Genomic DNA, 16,937 nt, shown 5'->3' with positions numbered 1-16,937 from the left:
CTTTACGTTTGAAGGGGGAGCTTTTGTTTTCCAGGATTACGCGTTTTGATGAACTATTTTTTGCGGCCGGTGGCCTACTCGCTGCTGGCAGCCACCCTATTCTTATCGGCCTGCGCCCTGCCGCGGGTATTAAAACAGGCCGAGGCGGGCCGCGTCATCAGCACCCGGCCTTCGCCCCTCACGGCTGCGGGCGAAACGGTCCCGTTTGAGGTAGTGGCCCGCGTGCCGGCCAATCATCTGCGCAAAGGCGTGGCCTACGAGCTGCTGCTGCGCTACCGTTACGAGCACGGCCTGCGCGAAGACACCCTCGGCCGTATTGCCTTCATCCCCGGCAACTATGTGTACGACGACGAGAACAAGGGCCTGCTCGTGGCTACCCAAAAGTTCACCATCCCCAACACCCCCGGCCGCAACCCCGGCGAGCTGCTGGCCCACGCCCAGGTGCGCGAGCTGAAAAAGAACGGCAAAGTGCTGCGCGCCGCCGATGATGTGCGCGTAGCCCGCGGCATTGCCGACCCGGCCCGCCTGGTAACCCGCGAGGACACCGTGCTCACGCTGCTGCCCGAGAAAGCCAGCAATGTGATGAGCGGCACCCGCGTGCTGCCCTTCTTCTTTGATGAGGACCAATGGTTTATCCGGGGCTACCTGGGCACTAATGTGGCCGCCCTGGAGGACCTCATTGATGCCAACCAGCACACCCGGCAGGTGCTCATCATCGCGGGCCACTCGCCCGACTCCACCGATGCCCACAACCACCTGCTGGCCAGCAAGCGCGTGCGCATGCTACTGTATTACTACAAGCAGCGGGTGAAAAATTTCTCGTATCTGAATAAGAACGAGGAAATTCGCTACGACACCCTGGCTTACGTGCGGCGCTGGGACACTTTCCTGAGCAAAGTCATGACCTCGGCCCTGAAAGCCGACCAGATTGACTCCGTGGTCACGCTAATCAACGACACCAAGGGTACGTTCGAGCAGAAAGAAAAGGCTCTGCACCGCCTTTCTTCCTTCGATTACATCGAGCAGTACATCTACCCGGTGCTGCGGTTTGGCACCGTGGCCGTGACATATACTGCCCCCAAGCGCTACGATTCGGAGGTGTACCTGCTCTCGAAAAAAATAGTGGAGAAGCAGGTAGAAGCCGATGCCCTCACGCCCGAGGAGCTGCGCTATTCGGCTACGCTCACGCCGCTATTGGCCGAAAAGCAGCGCATCTACGAAACCGCCGCCGCCAATACAAACAGCTGGGAAGCCTTCCACAACCTGGGCGTGGTGCTGTTGCAGCGCGCCGAAAAGGAGCCCACCGATAAAATCCAGAAAGCCTACTACCGCCGCGCCGCCGTCAACTTCACTTTGGCGGCCCACCGCAACCCCACGGCCGAGTTCTTCTACCACGCCGCCACCGCCTACCACCGCGCCGGCGACCGCCTCGAAGCCCTGCAGAACTACGACTACGCCATCAAGCTGGGCGGCCCGCGCCCGCTGCTGCGCAAGATTTTCTCCGACCGCGCCGCCCTCGAAATTGAAGTAGGCCAGCCCGACGAAGCCCTGCGCAGCCTGCAATACGCCGGCCCCTCCTACCAGAACGCCCTGAATACCGGCCTGATACACGTAGGCCGCGAGCACTACGAAATCGCCCTGGAGCAGTACCGCCTGGCGCAGTCGCTGCGCCCCGCCGCCGCCGCGCCGGTCTACGGCATGGCCGTGGTGGCAGCCCGGCAGCAGAACGAGGCCGCCGTGGGCACCCTGCTCAAGCAAGCCGTGGCCCTCGACCGCCGCTACGCCCAGCGCGCCGTAGAGGACCTCGAATTTCAGGACCTCGCCCAGGGCAAGGTATTCCGGGAGGCGCTGCGGTAGTGTGTGAGGGCAGGAGAGTGTGGGGGCAGGAGTTATAGCAATCCCTCATACCTACTTATCCCCATACCCTCCCACCCTATCATTTGCCCAACGCCCCGGCCTGTCGTAGCTTTGCCAGACGGCCCAATTGCGGCTTTATCCAAACGAATAACATGCGTCAAATTCAATTCCGTGAGGCCTTGCGCGAGGCCCTGTCCGAGGAAATGCGCCGCGACCCGCGGGTCTTCCTCATGGGCGAAGAAGTGGCCGAGTACAACGGAGCGTACAAGGTGAGCCAGGGCATGCTCGATGAGTTCGGGCCGGACCGGGTGATTGACACCCCGATTGCCGAGCTCGGTTTCGCCGGCATCGGCGTGGGTGCAGCCATGAACGGGCTGCTGCCGGTCATCGAATTCATGACCTTCAACTTCTCGCTGGTGGCTATCGACCAGGTGATTAACTCGGCCGCGAAGATTTATTCGATGTCGGGCGGGCAGTACTCCTGCCCCATCGTGTTCCGGGGCCCCACCGGCAACGCCGGCATGCTCAGCAGCCAGCACTCGCAGAACTTCGAAAACTGGTACGCCAACTGCCCCGGTCTGAAAGTGGTGGTGCCCAGCAACCCCTACGATGCCAAAGGCCTGCTGAAATCGGCCATCCGCGACCCCGACCCGGTGATTTTCATGGAGTCGGAGCTGATGTACGGCGACAAGGGCGACGTGCCCGAGGAAGAGTACCTGCTCGAAATCGGCAAGGCCAACATCGTGCGCCAAGGCAAGCACGTAACGCTGGTGAGCTTCGGCAAGATGATGAAGCTGGCCTACACCGCCGCCGACGAGCTGGCTAAAGAAGGCATCGAAGCCGAGGTTATCGACCTGCGCTCGGTGCGGCCGATTGACTACGACACGCTGGTGAATTCGGTGAAGAAAACCAACCGCATGGTGGTTATCGAAGAAGCCTGGCCGCTGGCCAGCATTTCGAGCGAGCTGGCCTACATCGTGCAGCGCCGCGCCTTCGATTTCCTCGATGCTCCCGTCATCCGCATCAACTGCGCCGACGTACCCCTGCCCTACGCCCCCACGCTCATCGAAGCCTCGCTGCCCAACGTGGCCCGCGTGGTGAAAGCCGTGAAAGAAGTGACCTACGCCAAGGTGTAGTACCGGGGCTTCGCCTCAATGGAGAATGAGCAATGAAGGATTGAGGAAATAATTTCTCCTTCTTCATTGCTCATTCTTCGTTTTCTTTAAGCTCCCGGGGCCTCGCTCGGCGGGCGAAGTTGCCCGGCCGTGGCGGCTGATACTTGCCAGCAGCCCCACAGCCAGCCCAGCGCCAGGCCCAGCACGACCACCCGGCGCAACGGCGTTTGCAATTGCTGCCAGGCCGCCAGCGGCTGCCAGCAGCCAGCCACTATCAGCAGCAGCAGCACGTGCAGCGGCAGCAGAAACCGGCATTCGATGAGGGTAGGCAAAGCCAGGAGGCAGGGCAGCAGCAGCGCCAGCAGTACCGGCGCGGCTTGCGGCCAAGGGCGGGCCATTGCAGACTTCTGCTGACGAATCCGCCATCCGCCGACGGCAGCCAGCGCAACGGCTACGCCCAGCAGGGCATAGTTGAGAAGGCGTAGCGCCACCTGAGCCGGCGGATGAAACCGGGTGGGATAGGGAGTTGGAAACCAGATATCCAGACCATTGAACAGATGCCGCAGGTACCGCCCTGCCGTAGCAAGTGGCTGCCGGGCTACAAACCGAACAAAATGCCCGTAGCCGGTGAAACGCTGGCCCGGCACAGTCGCTAGGGCCCGCTGCCCGGCACTATCGGCGTACAATAGGGAACGGGGTATTTCGGGAATTAAACTCGACTCGTAGCGCTGAAAACGGGTACCCCAGGCCAGCTGCTTGAGGTAGAGCGGCTGGCTGCCGGGTGGTTGAGCCAGCACTAATGGCGTAGGCTGCTGGAAATTCCGCTGATTGATAAGCGCCTGCGGGAGCAGCACCAGCGTCAGGCCGGCTGCCAGCGCAGCCAGGCGTGCGGCGAGCGGCGCTACTCCCCCGGCACGCTGCCCCAGCAGCCACAGCCACCCCGGCACGCTGGCCAGATAAATGGGGCGGATATTGATGGCGGCGGCCAGCAGCAGCCCCGCTACCACCGCCCACTGCCAGCCCGGCCGGCCCAAAGCCACCAGGCCCAACAGCAGCAGCGTGAAGGCCGGCATATCGCTCAAAGTGAAGTTGAAGTAGTCGCGCCAAAATATAAACGTGAGGGCCAGCAGCAGCAGCCAGCGGCCTGCCGGGAGGGCCCGGCCCGTGACCTGCGCCCACAGCTGCGGCAGGGCCAGCCCAAACAGCAGGCTGGCCCAGCCCGCGCCCAGCACCCGCGCCCCGGCCAGCATGCTCAGGCCGGTGAAGTGGCACAGCAGCCGGGCCGGCAGTATCAGCAGCGGCCCCAGGTAGCCCCGTAGCGGCTCATCGAAAGCCAGCAGCGAAAAGCCCCCGTGCTGCGTGAATTTGAGCGAAAGCTCCCAGTACTGCGCGGCATCGAACCGGAATTGGTGGGGTGCGTAGCCGCTCAGGGGCAGGTAGGCCGCGTAGAGGGCCAGCACCAGCAGCATCCGCCAAGGCGCGGGCATTACCATGGCTGCGGAGCCTCGGCAGGTGTGAGCCAGCCTGGTAGTCGCACGTCCTGAAAGATGTCGCGCGGAGCCTGATACAAATGCTTTTGGGCACTGGCCGACGCGGAGAAACCACTCATCACGGTGGCAATGTAGCCGGCAACTACCAACGTCCGAGCCTTGGTCGAAGCGGCCCGCCACCAGCGTAGCGGAGTGGCCCCAAATGCGATGGCCGCACTCAGCAGCAGGTGCAACGGCAGCAGGAAGCGACACTCGATGGCCGTGAGCAGAACCACCAGGCAGGGCAGCAGCAACGCCAGCAGCACCAAAGCCGGCCGTATCCAACTGGCTGTGGGGCGCTGCCAGGGCCGGAGCAGCAGCACCAGCAGCCCGCCAAAAATCAACGAATAATTCAGCCAGGCCAGTGGCCAGGTGGGCACAAATACTGCCTGGATATAGGGCGTCGGATACTGCACATCCAGCGCATTGAAGAGATGCCGCAGCCACACCCCCATGCTACGCCACGGCTGACTTAGGCATAGCTGCATGTACTGGCCAGCCGTGCTAAACTCTTTGAGGCCAGTGGCTTCCCACATAGCTTTGCCGCGCTCATCCATGAAGAACATGCCCTCGTGCTTGTAATCGCCGCCAGCATTGGTTTCGTACTTCTGCGTTCTGAGCCCCCATTCCAGCTGCTGCAAAAAGAGCGAGGGTTGGCCCGGCATCGTGGTGAGCACCAACGGGGAGCGCACATTTACATGCACACTGTTGGTATAGGCCTGGGGCAGCAGCACCACCGCCGCGCCCAGCACCAGTGCCCCGCCTCGTACCAGGCCCCACCAACGGGCGCGCCCCAGTGGGGGCAATAGCGCCAGCAGCCCCACCGCCGGCAGGGCTGCCAGGTATACAGGCCGGATGTTGACGGCGGCCGCTAGCGCGATACCGGCCACCGCGCCACTCACCACGCCCCGGCCACGCAATAGCGCGATTAAGGCGACGGCCAGCGCGAACAAGGCGGGAAAGTCAGTCAGACTGAAGTTGAAATAGTCGCGCCACAGCGCAAAGCCCAACCCGGCAAACAACAGGCGGCGACCCAACGAGACGGCCGGGCCGCCCTGCACGGCCTGCCACAGCGCCGGGCCAGTCCAACCAAACACCACGGCGGCCGTTAGCGCCCCCAGGTATCGGGTCATTTCGATGGGCAGCATTTTAGCCGCCACGGCTAGCTGCGTGAAGGGGCTCAGTAGCAACGGAAACAGGTAGCCGCGCAGAATATTGAAGTACGAAAGAAATTCAAATTGGCCGGTGGCGAAATACTTTTCCGCAAAGTCCCAGTACCCCCAGGAGTCGTGATACAAACCGACGTAGGTAGTAGTGGGCAGGTAAATGCAGTACACTACCCCAATCACCCCCATCGCCAGCAGCGCGGGCTGCCTTTGCAGCCAGCCGCCCAGCTGCCTCAACCAATAAAACTTACCCATACTATGTCGTACCAATCGGCTGAACCGCCGTACATTTCCTCGTAATTGTTGCTCAAAGCTACGCTACTGCCTTCATCACTCCCACCCACATGAACCATCGCCTGCACCTCAAATTAGAACAACTCGAACGGGCCACCGCGCACCTGCTGGCCTCTGCCGAGGCGCTGGGGACCGATAATGCCAAGGCCCCGGCACCGGGACAGTGGTCGGCCACGCAGGTGGTCCACCACCTGTTTTTCATTGAAAGCAACATCATTCAGTACGTGCAGAAGAAACTGCAGTCTGAGGAGCTGCTGCCCAAAGTAGGCCTGCTGACGCGCCTGCGGGCGCGGTTCGTGCGCCTGCTGCTGCGCCTGCCCGGCCTCAAATACAAGGCCCCGCGCGGGGTGGCCACCCTCACCGATAGCGGCGAGGTGCCGCCCCTGCCCGAGCTGCGGGCCACCTGGGAGGCCTTACGCCGCCAGCTGGAACGCCTGCTCAACGAGTTTCCGGGCCGGCAGCTCAACCGGGCCATTTTTCCCCACCCGCGCTCGGGCCGCATTACTATCTATCAGGTAATGGAGTTTTTGCTCGACCACCTGCTGCACCACCAGCAGCAGCTCAACCGCATCACCAAAGCCCTGCGGCCGGCCGGCCCCGAGCTGGTCGGGAGCTAAGCAGCTGGCAGGGCTAGCGTACCGGGGCCTCGTAAGCGGGCAGGTTGCGGAAGGCCTCACTTAGCTCGGTGGGCGGCGTGGTCAGCTTGCGCCGGTCGAGGTCGAGCCAGGCTCCATCCACGGCTACGGTGGCGGCCACGCGGCCATCGGCTTTGTAAATAGTGTGCGTGATGCTCCAGCGCGTGCCGTCGTCGCTCACACTGCGCAGGCGGCTGTTCACCCGAATTTCCTCGCCGATGTGGATTTCCTTTAGGAAAGTCGTTTCCTCGCGGAACAGGATGGGGCCCAGGCGCAGCCGCGCAAATTCTTTGATGTCGTAGCCCCGTTCGGCCAGCAGCACCAGGCGCTGGTCGGCGGCGTAGTCGGCGTAGGCGGAGTGGCGCATGTGGCCGTTGGGGTCCATATCGGCCCAGCGGGTGCGGTAGGTGGTAGCGTCGGTCAAGGTCAATTAAGAATTAAGAATTAAGAAGGGACATCATCTACGGATGACGGGTTTCACTTTTAAAACTATTTAAATATTAATTATTATTTATTAAGCAATGTGATGAGATTGATTTTACAAAAAGGCGGTCATGCTGAGCTTGTCGAAGCATCTCTACTGCTTCGTATGAGCCGTCCAACGAAGCAGTAGAGATGCTTCGACAAGCTCAGCATGACGTTCTAAAATGGCAAAACAATTCCTTTCGACTACTTAATTGGAACGAGCCGCACGAGGTATTGGTCGTTTTCGTCCTCACTCAGAAATTCGGCGGTGTAGCCGGCGGTTTCGGCGGCATCGTTGAGCAGGGCGGCATCCACGAAGAGCCAGGGGAAGGGCTGGCCGGTGCGATTTTGGTAGCTCAGGGTGTACTCGACCTCGCCGTAATACGGGCCGTTGAGGTTGATGCGCAGCGCGCCGTCCTCGTCTTCGTAGAGGTAGCGCACATCGGAAGACGTGGCCAGAATCTGGCCGCCGGGGGCCAGCAGGGTGCGGGCGTGGGCCAGGAATTTATCCAGTCCCTCCAGCGTGCCGGTCAGGCCCAGGCCGTTCATGAGCAGCAGAATGGTGTCGTAGGGCAGCTCGGTGGGTGGCAGCGGGGCAAATAAGTCGTGACGGGCGGCGGTGCGCACGCCGCGCCCGGTCATGACCTGCAACGCCCCGGCCGACACATCCACCGCTTTCACATGGTCGAAGCCCCGGCTTTGGAGCTCCAGGGTGTGGCAGCCGGCCCCGGCCCCGAGGTCGAGCACGCGGCCCCGGCTTTCATCGAGGGCCAGGCGCTCCAGCTCCGGCATTTGCAGCAGCGGGCGAAAAAAATAGGCGGCCGGCAGGGGCTCGTCATCAGCCGCGCTGCAATGCACGGTAATGGTGGCCGTGGCATCGCCGTGATGGTAGTCGAGCAGGGCCTGGCCCAGAATATCAGGAGCGGAAGTCGTCGTCATGCGTTGGCTGGTAAGGGCGGGATGGCCGCGCCAATCGGGCCGCCCACCTCCTACCCGGACCAAAATTACCCAAAACTTCGCGGGGAAGCAGTGCGTTTGGAAGGTAAACCTGCTTATTAACCGCCCCCATGCTCCCTTCTAAATTGCGCAAAGGCCAGCTGCCCACCAAAATCTGCGTTACCTGCGGCCGGCCCTTCGAGTACCGCAAAAAGTGGCGAGCCAACTGGGAAGAAGTGAAGTACTGTGGCGAAAAATGCCAGCGCAACCGCCCCCCTTCCACCGCCGGCAGCGCGGCCAGCTAGAGGCCCGGACCGCGACTCCCGTATCTTTTCGGCGAAATGCTTCGTTTGGCAACCGGACCGTCTACCCACGTTGCCCATCACCTTCCCTGCAATTTAATCTCTCAATGGCCTCAAACCTCGACTACCTGGACCCCGCGCTCATTCCGCTCGAAGAGAAAGTGAATACATACCTGGAAACGGAAAAGACCCTGCGCCGCCTCACGCAGGGCCTTGCCGGCTCAGCCTCCACTCAAAACCCTGAGCAGTTGGGCCAGCGCCTGGCTCAGCTGGAGCAGGAAATCATGGCCCTGCTCCCCACCCGCGACGAGTGGGTGAAAGTGAACCTCGGCTACGGCCCCAGCCGCGTGGGAGCCTGGCTGGTGCCCGCCACGGCCAGCGCGCCCGAGCGCTACGAGCTGCGCGTGGTGCATTAGACGCGATGCATACAGCGGTTTTAAAGCCGATGCACGGTTTTAAAATCAACTCAAAGGGAGGGGTTAAAAATCAAAAAACTGGTCATCAGATTTTTGATTTTTAACCCCTCCCTTTTAATTCTATTGGGCAAGTCGGGCACTGCACCTAATGCCCCGCATCCCAATCGTAGCCCAGTTCCGCCCATAAGTCCTTCGGCCGGGAGTCGGCAAAGGCAATGGTGCCGATGCGCTTGATATGCTTGATGCCGTATTTGAGCGGAGTTACCAGCAGGAGCGGTGCGCCGTGGCCGGCAGTGAGGGGCTTCCCATTCATTTCGTAGCACAGCAGTGTTTGCGGGTGCAGGGCACTGGCCATGTCGAGGCCCACGTAATACTTTTCATCGGGTGTGACCAGGCCCACGTAGGGTGCCAGGTCGGTGGGCGGGTTTAGCGGGTCGGCGGGGCGGCCGCTGCGGGTGGCCAGCGGGTAGCGGGCCAGGAAGTCGGAGAGCCGCGCCCCGCCCCAATTTACCACCGTGCTCCAGCCCTCGATGCACTTGAGCTCGGTAGTCATCTCCACTTTGGGCAGGGCCTGGACATCGGCCAGCGTGAATTCCTGGGTTTTGTTGGTGCCGTAGCCTTGCACGCGCAGCCGCCACGTTGCGGGGTCGAGCTCACTTTTCAGCCCGTACTGGCCGTTTTCGCGGGGCGTGCGGGCCCGGCTGCGGGCAAACTCGGGGGCCAGGCGCGTTTGTTTGAAATAGGCGCTGCTGAGACGGCCATTGGCATCGAGCGCCTTGCGCAGCGGGTGCGGAATGCCGGAATCATCGGGCCGCGACAACAGCCAGCTCCAGCCCCCGAGACCGGCCAGCCCCGCCAGCCCCAGGCCAATGAACGAGCGCCGCGAACGCCGGCTGGCCTCGGCCAGTACCTCGGCTTCGGGTTGCAGCGGGGCCCCAGAACCATCGGCCGGGAGCGGCCCGGATGAGTTGTCAGTCATGCTGAAAACGAACGGTTATTTAGACGAAAGGGACGAATCGGCGGCGGGTAGCGACGTAGGACCGGCCGTGACCTGGTGCGTGGCGGGGTCCACTTCCACCATCTCGAAACCGGCCACCATGGCCCGAAAGTTGTTCCAGCCGGCCCGCACTACCTGGGCAATGTGCACGATAAAAAACAGCACGTAACCAATGGTGAGCGCGAAATGCAGAATGCGGGCAAGCTCATAGCCCCCCAGCAGCGTGGTGAGCCAGCCAAACTGCGTGGGCTTATAAATGGCCAGCCCGGTGAGCACCGAACCCAATCCCATAATCACCACGCTGGTGTAGGCAATCTGCTGGGCACCGTTGAATTTACGCACCGGCAGAGGCTTCTTGTACAGGCCCAAATCGTGGAGCGTCACCAGCACGGCTTCCCGGAACGAGTGTCGGGTGGGCAGCAGGTAGCGCCACTCCCCTGAGAATATCGTGTAGAGCACGTACAGCAGCCCATTGAGGAAGAATACCCACATCAGCACGAAGTGCCAGGCCATGCCCTGCGCCAGCTTGTGGTCGATGTGAAAAGCCTGGTAAAACGACTGCGGGAAAAACCTGAACAGCGTAGTATCGCCCCAGCCGAGACGATACACGTCATTAGCCCAGTAAATCCACATACCGCTCCAAATCATCAGGCTGAGAACGGGAAAGTTGACCCAGTGAAACCAGCGGATGGCCAGCGGGTGCTTTTCGACGAGCTGCTTCATAAATCCCAAAACGTGAGGTAGACAGATGCAAGGTACAGCCCGCTCAAAGCCCGCTCAAAGCCCGCTCAAAGCCCGCTCAAAGCCCGCTCCGAGCCCGCTCCGAGCCCGCTCCGAGCCCGCTCCGAGCCCGCTCCGAGCCCGCTCCGAGCCCTGCCTGACGCTGGCCCTTTTATTTCCTTACACTGCGCAGTCGCCAAAGGGCACAAAAAAGTGGCAACCCAAAGGGTTGCCACTTTCCATACCAAAACACCTTAAAAAACTATTCTTTCACGATGAGACTAACAATAATTGCACCAAAAGATTCCGGAGCAGCTGCGTTTTTCTCAAAGCAATTATTCTTAAGGGGGTTACCTGGGTAATAAAACCATTATCGAGCGCAATACTCAACCCGTTAGCTTGCTATTTGACGATGCGCGTTACTACCTGGCTTTCGCCAATTCGCAGCGTGAGCAGGTAAACTCCAGGAGCAACACCGGGCAATGCCAGTGGCACCGAATTGGCCCCTGCGCGAACGGCAACCGCCTGCGCGGCCACGGTGCGGCCCAGCATATCGGTGATGCGAAGCTGCCCGGTGGCACCAAAGCGGGCGTCGAATGAGAGCGTGAGCGCGGAGCTGAAGGGATTGGGGGCGGTGCTAAACGTTTCGGGCAGCACGGCGGCGGGCTGGGTAGCCAGCACTACCTGCAGGTTGCGCGCCCCCCGGTACACTTGCCCGCGGATTTCACCCCCCGGGTTAGTAGCCGTGTGCAGGTTCAGGTAGATGTTCTCGTTGCGGAACAGCAGCGAGCGGCTCGCGTCGAAGGGCACGGCGTTGTCGCTTTTCCAATAGCCGGCGAGGGATGTGGGAGTGGTGGCGTTATCGAAAAAAGAAATCAGGTTGAATACCACCCCGCCCGACTGCGAGGCCGAGCCAGTGTGAAAATGGCCCGCGGTGGCCGGGCCGCTCAGGCCGCCCCACACGGCGGCGAAACGGGCGTTGGTCTGGTCCCGGTCGACGCTCACAAAGCCGACGCCGTAGCCGGCGGTGGCCACCGGAGTGGGTCTTTCCTGGGCCCCGTTCAGGACAATGCTGTAGCCTTCGCGCGCCAGCCGGATAACCTGCCCGCGGATTTCACCGTTCGGGTTGGCGGCCGTGGTCAGCACGGTGTTGATGCCGGTGTTCAGCAGCAGGTTTGCCAGGGCGGGCGTCAGGGTCGGGGCCGTAATCTCGAAGGTAATGACGTTGCCCACGGTGTTTCCCCCGACACCGGGTATCACGGGCACAACGCCCACGAGGTTGGCGGGCGTGTTGGCAACGCCAGCGTTGGCGGCGTAAAACCGCAGGTCCACGGGCCGGCCGCTCAGGCCGGTGTAGGCCACCTGCACGCGCACCGTGTCGAGGGTACCGACGAGCCGGCCCACGGATACGGCCGAGGCGGTGGTGGTGACGGCCGGCACCATTTGCGCGCCGTCGAAGCGGGCGTCGAGGGGCAGCACGCGCCGCTCGGGCAGCACCTGCGCCCGGATTTCACCACCGGGGTTAGCGGCCGTGTGGAAGTTGATGTACACCCCGCCCTGCACCAGCGCGGTCCGGAGGGCAGGCGTGAGCAAAGGGGTAGCGCCCTGCGACGAAATTTCGCCTTCCAGTACGTTGCCCGACAGGAATGGCGTGAGGTTCAGGGCCACGGGGGCGTTGGCACCAGGGCCGGCAATGTGGAAGTGCGCGCCGGTGATGGCACCACTCAGCCCAGCCACCACCACCCGAAATTTCAGGCGCTCCTGGTCCTGGCTCAGGGTGAATACACCCAGGCCGGAAGCGGTAGTAGCCACCGCCGGCACTTCCTGGGCCCCGCTCAGCACGCCCGCCAGCGCATCATCCGATTCAACCGTGACCTGGCCGCGGATTTCGCCGCCGGGGTTGGCCGCCGTGTGCACGTTCAGATACACCAGCCCGCGCACGAGCCGCGCAATACGCAGGGGCGTGACCTGAGCACCAGCCAGAAAGCCCGAAACCCGGTTACCGCGCAGCATGCTTATCAGGTTCACACTAACCGGGGCGTTCATGCCCACCGGAGCGTCATGAAAATGCACGCCCGTAACGGGCCCACTCAGGTTGCTGACAGCCGCCTGAATAAAGATGGTGTCGCGCGTGGCATTGACGGTGATGGCCGCCACGCCCTGCCCGGCAGTGGCCACGGCGGGCACTTCCTGAGCCCCGCTGAGCCGGGCCGTGAGCAACAGATGAGGGCGCAGGTGGTCGGCCGAAGCCGCTAAGGGGGCAGCCAGCAAGGCAACAGCGGCCAGCGGACGAAGTAGTTTTTTAAACATGGGAGCTGAGGTGAAGTGGTTAGGTTGATGAAAGACAGCAGAAGTAGCCGGCAGCCCGGCCTGCTCCCACAACTCGGAGCCGAAAGCCGCTAGGTTGCCTGATGTGGCTGATTTTTATATGCTACCGGGTAAGCCCGGAATTTGCCGTAATGTTTCGATAAGTCGCGGCAATAATCTACTAACGGCCAATACTGTACCACCGCGCAAGTCTGCCCCGGGCCAACTTTCAAATGAGCTTAATCAGCGAGCGAAAACACTAAAAAAAAGCCCTGACGAATCGCCAGGGCTTTTTTGGTAGTCAAAATTGGAAACAGCCTCCGAATACGCGGGCTTAGCGCATCATGCCGCCGGGGCCGCCCTTCATGCCGCCCATCATCTTGGCCATTTGGGCCATACCGCCCTTGGTCTGGCTCATTTTATTCATGGTGCGCATCATTTTGCGCATGTCGTCAAACTGCTTCATCAGGGCGTTTACCTGCTGAATGTCGGTGCCCGAGCCTTTGGCCAGGCGCTTCTTGCGCGAGCCGTTGATGAGGTCGGGGTTGGCCCGCTCCTGCCTGGTCATGCTCTTGATGATGGCCTCGACAGGCTTGAAGGCATCATCGTCTATGTCCACGTCTTTCATGGCCTTGCTCATGCCTGGAATCATGCCCATCAAATCCTTGATGTTGCCCATCTTCTTGATTTGCTCCAGCTGAGAGAGGAAGTCGTCGAAGTTGAACTGGTTCTTACGGATTTTGGCGTTGATGCGCTTGGCTTCCTCATCATCAAACTGCATTTGGGCCCGCTCTACCAGCGAAATCACGTCGCCCATGCCCAGGATGCGCTGGGCCATGCGGTCGGGGTAGAACAGGTCGAGCGCATCCATCTTCTCGCCCGTCGAGATGAACTTGATGGGTTTTTCGACCACGGCCCGGATGCTGAGGGCCGCGCCACCGCGCGAGTCGCCGTCGAGCTTGGTGAGCACCACGCCGTCGAAATTCAGGCGGTCATTGAAGGTTTTGGCGGTGTTCACGGCATCCTGGCCGGTCATGGAATCCACCACGAACAGCGTTTCGCTCGGATTGATGGCCGCCTTCACGTCCTCAATCTCGCGCATCATCTGCTCGTCCACGGCCAGGCGGCCGGCGGTGTCGATGATGACGACTTTCTTGTTGTTCTTCTTCGCGTACTCGATGGCGTTGCGCGAGATTTCAACCGGGTTTTTGTTCTCGACTTCCGAGTACACTTCCACGCCGATTTGCTCGCCGAGCACCTTCAGCTGGTCGATGGCCGCGGGGCGGTACACGTCGCAGGCCACCAGCAGCACGGTGCGGTTCTGCTTCTTGACAAAGCTGGCGAGCTTGCCGGCAAACGTGGTTTTGCCCGAGCCCTGCAGGCCCGATAGCAGAATCACGGCCGGGTCGCCCTTGATGGTGATGTCCTGCTTCTCGCCGCCCATGAGCGCCGTCAGCTCATCGTACACGATTTTGACCATGAGCTGGCCCGGCGACACGGCCGTGAGCACGTCGCGGCCCATGGCGGCCTCCTTAATCTTATCGGTTACATCCTTGGCAACCTTGTAGTTAACATCGGCATCGACCAGCGCCCGGCGGATTTCCTTGATGGTGGCCGCAACGTTAATTTCGGAAATGCTACCCTGGCCCTTGAGGGTTTTAATGGCCCGGTCGAGCTTGGTGGAGAGGTTATCAAACATGTATCGCTGAATTAGCTGCGCTGAACTTCGTTTGCCTTGCTTAGGCGGAATTGGCTGATTTGGTGCGGCGTGCGCTCCCCGGAATCAAACTGAAACTGAACCCCAAAAGTAACCATAAAAGGCCGAAAACCGGCAAACGGTGTACCTTCGCGGCCCGCTTTCTGTTTCCCGCTTTCGTGTCCGTTTCCCGCCCGCTGCGCCTGCTCGTCATCACCTATTATTGGCCGCCTTCGGGTGGGGCCGGCGTGCAGCGCTGCCTGAAGTTCGTGAAGCACCTCGGGCACTTCAACGTGGAGCCCACCGTGATAACCGTGGACCCGGCCCAGGCCACCTACCCGGTGCTGGATGCGAGCCTGCTGGCCGAGGTGCCGCCGGCAGTACGCGTCATCCGCACCGATACAACGGAGCCTTTTGAAAGCTATAAAAAGCTGACCGGCCGCGCCGTGCCCTACGGCGGCTTCGCCAACGAGGGCAAGCCCGGCCTGCTGCAGAAGGCCCTGCGCTTCGTGCGCGGCAACCTGTTTATCCCGGACCCGCGCCGCGGCTGGAACCGCCACGCCCTGGCCGCCGTGGAAAAGCTGCTGGCCGCCGGCGAGCAGTTCGATGCCGTGCTCACTTCCTCGCCGCCGCATTCCACCCAGCTCATCGGCCTGGAGCTGAAAAAGCGCCACGGCCTGCGCTGGCTGGCCGACCTGCGCGACCCCTGGACGGACATTTATTACTACAAAGACCTGCATCACACCCCGCTCGCGGCCTGGCTCGACGCGCGCTACGAGCGCCAGGTACTGACCCAGGCCGACGCCGTGCTGGTGACTTCGCCCGAAACCAAGCGGCTGTTTCTGGCCAAGCTGCCGGCGCTGCCCGCCGCTAAGTTCCACGTATTGCCCAACGGCTACGACGAGTCGGATTTCCGCCAGCCCCCGGCCGCTCCTACCGACTGCCTGCGCATCACCCACACCGGCACCATCACCGAGCTCTACCGCATCGGGCAGCTATTAAAGGCCGTGGCCAGCTGCGCCGCCGCCCACCCCGACGTGCCGCTCCGGCTGCGCTTCGTGGGCCAGGTTTCGGCCGAGCTGCGCAGCCAGATTGAGCGGGCCGGGCTGCTGCCCATCACGGAATTCATCCCCTTCGTGCCCCATGATAAATCCGTCGAATACCTCCTGGAAGCCTCCGTGCTGCTGATGGCTATTCCGGACGTGCCGCGCAACTTTGGTATCCTGCCCGGGAAAGTATTTGAGTACCTGGCCGCCAACAAGCCCATTCTGTGCGTGGGTCCCGCCGGCTCCGATGCCGACAACCTGCTCCAGGAATGCGGCGCGGGCCAGGCCCTGCCCTACCAGGATTATGCCCTGATGCTGGAAACCCTGGAAACCCTCGTGGCCCAGTGGCGCATCAACCCCAACCTGGATTTGCCGGCCGTGAGCCACTCGCGCTACTCGCGCCGGGCGCTGGCGGGGGAGCTGGGGGCGCTGGTACGAACTGGATTTTAGCACGGAGTCAGGGGAGAAAAAGGGAGTTTCATGGAGAATTAACTGCTCCGCGAAACTCCTTTTTCCTCCCCTGACTCCGTGCTAAATATTACTGAGGGATAAGGTCGGCCGCCAGCTGCTGGCTGAAAGCGGTACTGGCTGCACGCTGCAAGTGGTTGCCATCTGTAGTGGCATAGGGCCGGGCGCTGTAATCGAGATAGGTCAGCGCGTAATCAGCGGCCATTTGGCGCATCAGTTGGTCGAAACCGGGCTGGCATTGCTGCTCCAGCCGCAACAGCGACGGGCCAACGGGCAGCCGCACGAGTACCACGCGACCGTGCTGCTTTAAAAACTTAATGGTTTGGCGCAATGCTACTAAGCGGCCCGCCGAGAGGCGCTGGCTGGCGGCCAGGCGGCGGTAATCCTGCAATTTTCGCGCGGTGCGGGCTACTACCTGGGTGCTATCGGTCCCGATATTTACTTCGAGCCAGCCGTCGGGATGCAGGCGCTCAGTGGCGGTGGCGTAGTCGAGGGGCAGACGATAGAGCGGCTTGGTCTGGTAGCGGGTGAGGTAGGCCAGATTCGGGTTCTGGCTGACCTGGTGGAGTTGGCCGATGAAGGAATTATCCTCCGGAAACGCGCCTTCCGGCCCGGTGAGCGACAACGACCACGGGTCGACAGCCACGATGAACAAGCCATTGCGCACTTCCGGCCGCAGCTTGCGCTGGATGCTGCGCAGGTACGCCGGGCCGTAGGGCGAGTGCGTGAGCGTGAAGGCGTAGTTCAGCAGCGGCCCTTCGAACTGCCCCGCCAGCCGGGCCGCCAGCACCGCCGGCCGAATGCCCTGCGCCGCCCGCGACGTGCCCAGCACAAGCGAGCCGGCCGGTGGGGTAGTAAAACGGCCGTAGAATGCATCTACTCCACCTTTCAGCACCACCGGGGCCAACAGCGTGGTTCCCAGCAGGCCCGCTGTCCCCAGCAGCAGCAGGCGCAACAGCAACTTTGATACGGCAGCTCGCACGGGCAT

The 16,937-nt window shown here is 61.9% G+C and carries 15 protein-coding genes; 6 read left to right on the top strand and 9 right to left on the bottom strand.

Going from position 1 to position 16,937, the window contains the following annotated elements; all coding sequences use genetic code 11:
- The first annotated feature begins 45 nt into the window (after positions 1-45).
- Positions 46-1,857: a tetratricopeptide repeat protein gene (locus ABD819_RS13960; RefSeq protein WP_345125312.1), complete on the top strand. Its 1,812-nt coding sequence runs from the start codon at positions 46-48 to the stop codon at positions 1,855-1,857.
- A 137-nt stretch (positions 1,858-1,994) separates the two neighbouring features.
- Positions 1,995-2,993 carry a pyruvate dehydrogenase complex E1 component subunit beta gene (locus ABD819_RS13955; protein WP_345125325.1) on the top strand — a complete coding sequence of 333 codons (999 nt, stop codon included), beginning with the start codon at positions 1,995-1,997 and terminating at the stop codon, positions 2,991-2,993.
- An 86-nt stretch (positions 2,994-3,079) separates the two neighbouring features.
- Here the strand turns inward: ABD819_RS13955 and ABD819_RS13950 are convergent, their stop codons facing one another.
- The gene (locus ABD819_RS13950) at positions 3,080-4,459 is read right to left on the bottom strand and encodes a hypothetical protein (protein ID WP_345125311.1); all 1,380 of its coding nucleotides are present in this window, start codon (positions 4,457-4,459) and stop codon (positions 3,080-3,082) included.
- Positions 4,459-5,922 carry a hypothetical protein gene (locus tag ABD819_RS13945; protein ID WP_345125310.1) on the bottom strand — a complete coding sequence of 488 codons (1,464 nt, stop codon included), beginning with the start codon at positions 5,920-5,922 and terminating at the stop codon, positions 4,459-4,461. The genes ABD819_RS13950 and ABD819_RS13945 overlap by 1 nt, the downstream gene beginning before the upstream one ends.
- A gap of 89 nt (positions 5,923-6,011) precedes the next feature.
- Between ABD819_RS13945 and ABD819_RS13940 the strand changes: the two genes are divergently transcribed.
- Entirely contained in the window at positions 6,012-6,578 is a 567-nt protein-coding gene (locus ABD819_RS13940) for a DinB family protein (protein ID WP_345125309.1), read from the top strand.
- Positions 6,579-6,591: 13 nt separating this feature from the next.
- On the opposite strand, the gene ABD819_RS13935 is transcribed toward ABD819_RS13940, so the two are convergent.
- Both ABD819_RS13935 and ABD819_RS13930 read right to left on the bottom strand, forming a co-directional pair.
- Positions 6,592-7,020 (bottom strand): acyl-CoA thioesterase, encoded by a 429-nt coding sequence (locus tag ABD819_RS13935; protein WP_345125308.1) that lies wholly within the window; start codon positions 7,018-7,020, stop codon positions 6,592-6,594.
- A 245-nt stretch (positions 7,021-7,265) separates the two neighbouring features.
- Complete coding sequence (locus ABD819_RS13930) at positions 7,266-8,000, bottom strand: class I SAM-dependent methyltransferase (protein WP_345125307.1); 735 nt, start codon at positions 7,998-8,000, stop codon at positions 7,266-7,268.
- Positions 8,001-8,128: 128 nt separating this feature from the next.
- Between ABD819_RS13930 and ABD819_RS13925 the strand changes: the two genes are divergently transcribed.
- Positions 8,129-8,302, top strand: a complete 174-nt coding sequence (locus ABD819_RS13925; protein ID WP_345125306.1) for a DUF2256 domain-containing protein — start codon at positions 8,129-8,131, stop codon at positions 8,300-8,302.
- 104 nt (positions 8,303-8,406) lie between these two features.
- Positions 8,407-8,715: a hypothetical protein gene (locus ABD819_RS13920; RefSeq protein WP_345125305.1), complete on the top strand. Its 309-nt coding sequence runs from the start codon at positions 8,407-8,409 to the stop codon at positions 8,713-8,715.
- Positions 8,716-8,860: 145 nt separating this feature from the next.
- Here the strand turns inward: ABD819_RS13920 and ABD819_RS13915 are convergent, their stop codons facing one another.
- From ABD819_RS13915 to ffh, 4 genes are all read right to left on the bottom strand, one after another.
- Complete coding sequence (locus ABD819_RS13915) at positions 8,861-9,694, bottom strand: molybdopterin-dependent oxidoreductase (protein WP_345125304.1); 834 nt, start codon at positions 9,692-9,694, stop codon at positions 8,861-8,863.
- Between the two features lie 15 nt (positions 9,695-9,709).
- A complete protein-coding gene (locus ABD819_RS13910; RefSeq protein WP_345125303.1) occupies positions 9,710-10,435 on the bottom strand; it encodes a cytochrome b/b6 domain-containing protein in 726 nt (241 codons plus the stop codon).
- Between the two features lie 399 nt (positions 10,436-10,834).
- Complete coding sequence (locus ABD819_RS13905) at positions 10,835-12,742, bottom strand: CHRD domain-containing protein (protein WP_345125301.1); 1,908 nt, start codon at positions 12,740-12,742, stop codon at positions 10,835-10,837.
- 331 nt (positions 12,743-13,073) lie between these two features.
- Positions 13,074-14,438: a signal recognition particle protein gene (gene ffh / locus ABD819_RS13900; protein WP_345125300.1), complete on the bottom strand. Its 1,365-nt coding sequence runs from the start codon at positions 14,436-14,438 to the stop codon at positions 13,074-13,076.
- A 176-nt stretch (positions 14,439-14,614) separates the two neighbouring features.
- Between ffh and ABD819_RS13895 the strand changes: the two genes are divergently transcribed.
- Positions 14,615-15,931, top strand: a complete 1,317-nt coding sequence (locus ABD819_RS13895; RefSeq protein ID WP_345125299.1) for a glycosyltransferase family 4 protein — start codon at positions 14,615-14,617, stop codon at positions 15,929-15,931.
- 88 nt (positions 15,932-16,019) lie between these two features.
- Here the strand turns inward: ABD819_RS13895 and ABD819_RS13890 are convergent, their stop codons facing one another.
- Positions 16,020-16,937 (bottom strand): hypothetical protein, encoded by a 918-nt coding sequence (locus ABD819_RS13890; RefSeq protein WP_345125298.1) that lies wholly within the window; start codon positions 16,935-16,937, stop codon positions 16,020-16,022.

This window comes from Hymenobacter antarcticus (assembly GCF_039539545.1).
In the GTDB taxonomy this organism is placed as follows: Bacteria; Bacteroidota; Bacteroidia; order Cytophagales; family Hymenobacteraceae; genus Hymenobacter; species Hymenobacter antarcticus.
Note: the sequence above shows the minus strand (reverse complement) of the source record. Positions and strands in the feature narration are given on the sequence as shown.

Bases quoted from the DNA above. Each gene is read 5' to 3' on its own strand.
- ABD819_RS13925 (WP_345125306.1), top strand. From the start codon at position 8,129: ATGCTCCCTTCTAAATTGCGCAAAGGCCAGCTGCCCACCAAAATCTGC.
- ABD819_RS13905 (WP_345125301.1), bottom strand. From the start codon at position 12,742: ATGTTTAAAAAACTACTTCGTCCGCTGGCCGCTGTTGCCTTGCTGGCT.
- ABD819_RS13930 (WP_345125307.1), bottom strand. From the start codon at position 8,000: ATGACGACGACTTCCGCTCCTGATATTCTGGGCCAGGCCCTGCTCGAC.
- ABD819_RS13920 (WP_345125305.1), top strand. From the start codon at position 8,407: ATGGCCTCAAACCTCGACTACCTGGACCCCGCGCTCATTCCGCTCGAA.
- ABD819_RS13950 (WP_345125311.1), bottom strand. From the start codon at position 4,459: ATGCCCGCGCCTTGGCGGATGCTGCTGGTGCTGGCCCTCTACGCGGCC.
- ABD819_RS13910 (WP_345125303.1), bottom strand. From the start codon at position 10,435: ATGAAGCAGCTCGTCGAAAAGCACCCGCTGGCCATCCGCTGGTTTCAC.
- ABD819_RS13945 (WP_345125310.1), bottom strand. From the start codon at position 5,922: ATGGGTAAGTTTTATTGGTTGAGGCAGCTGGGCGGCTGGCTGCAAAGG.
- ffh (WP_345125300.1), bottom strand. From the start codon at position 14,438: ATGTTTGATAACCTCTCCACCAAGCTCGACCGGGCCATTAAAACCCTC.
- ABD819_RS13940 (WP_345125309.1), top strand. From the start codon at position 6,012: ATGAACCATCGCCTGCACCTCAAATTAGAACAACTCGAACGGGCCACC.
- ABD819_RS13890 (WP_345125298.1), bottom strand. From the start codon at position 16,937: ATGCCCGTGCGAGCTGCCGTATCAAAGTTGCTGTTGCGCCTGCTGCTG.
- ABD819_RS13915 (WP_345125304.1), bottom strand. From the start codon at position 9,694: ATGACTGACAACTCATCCGGGCCGCTCCCGGCCGATGGTTCTGGGGCC.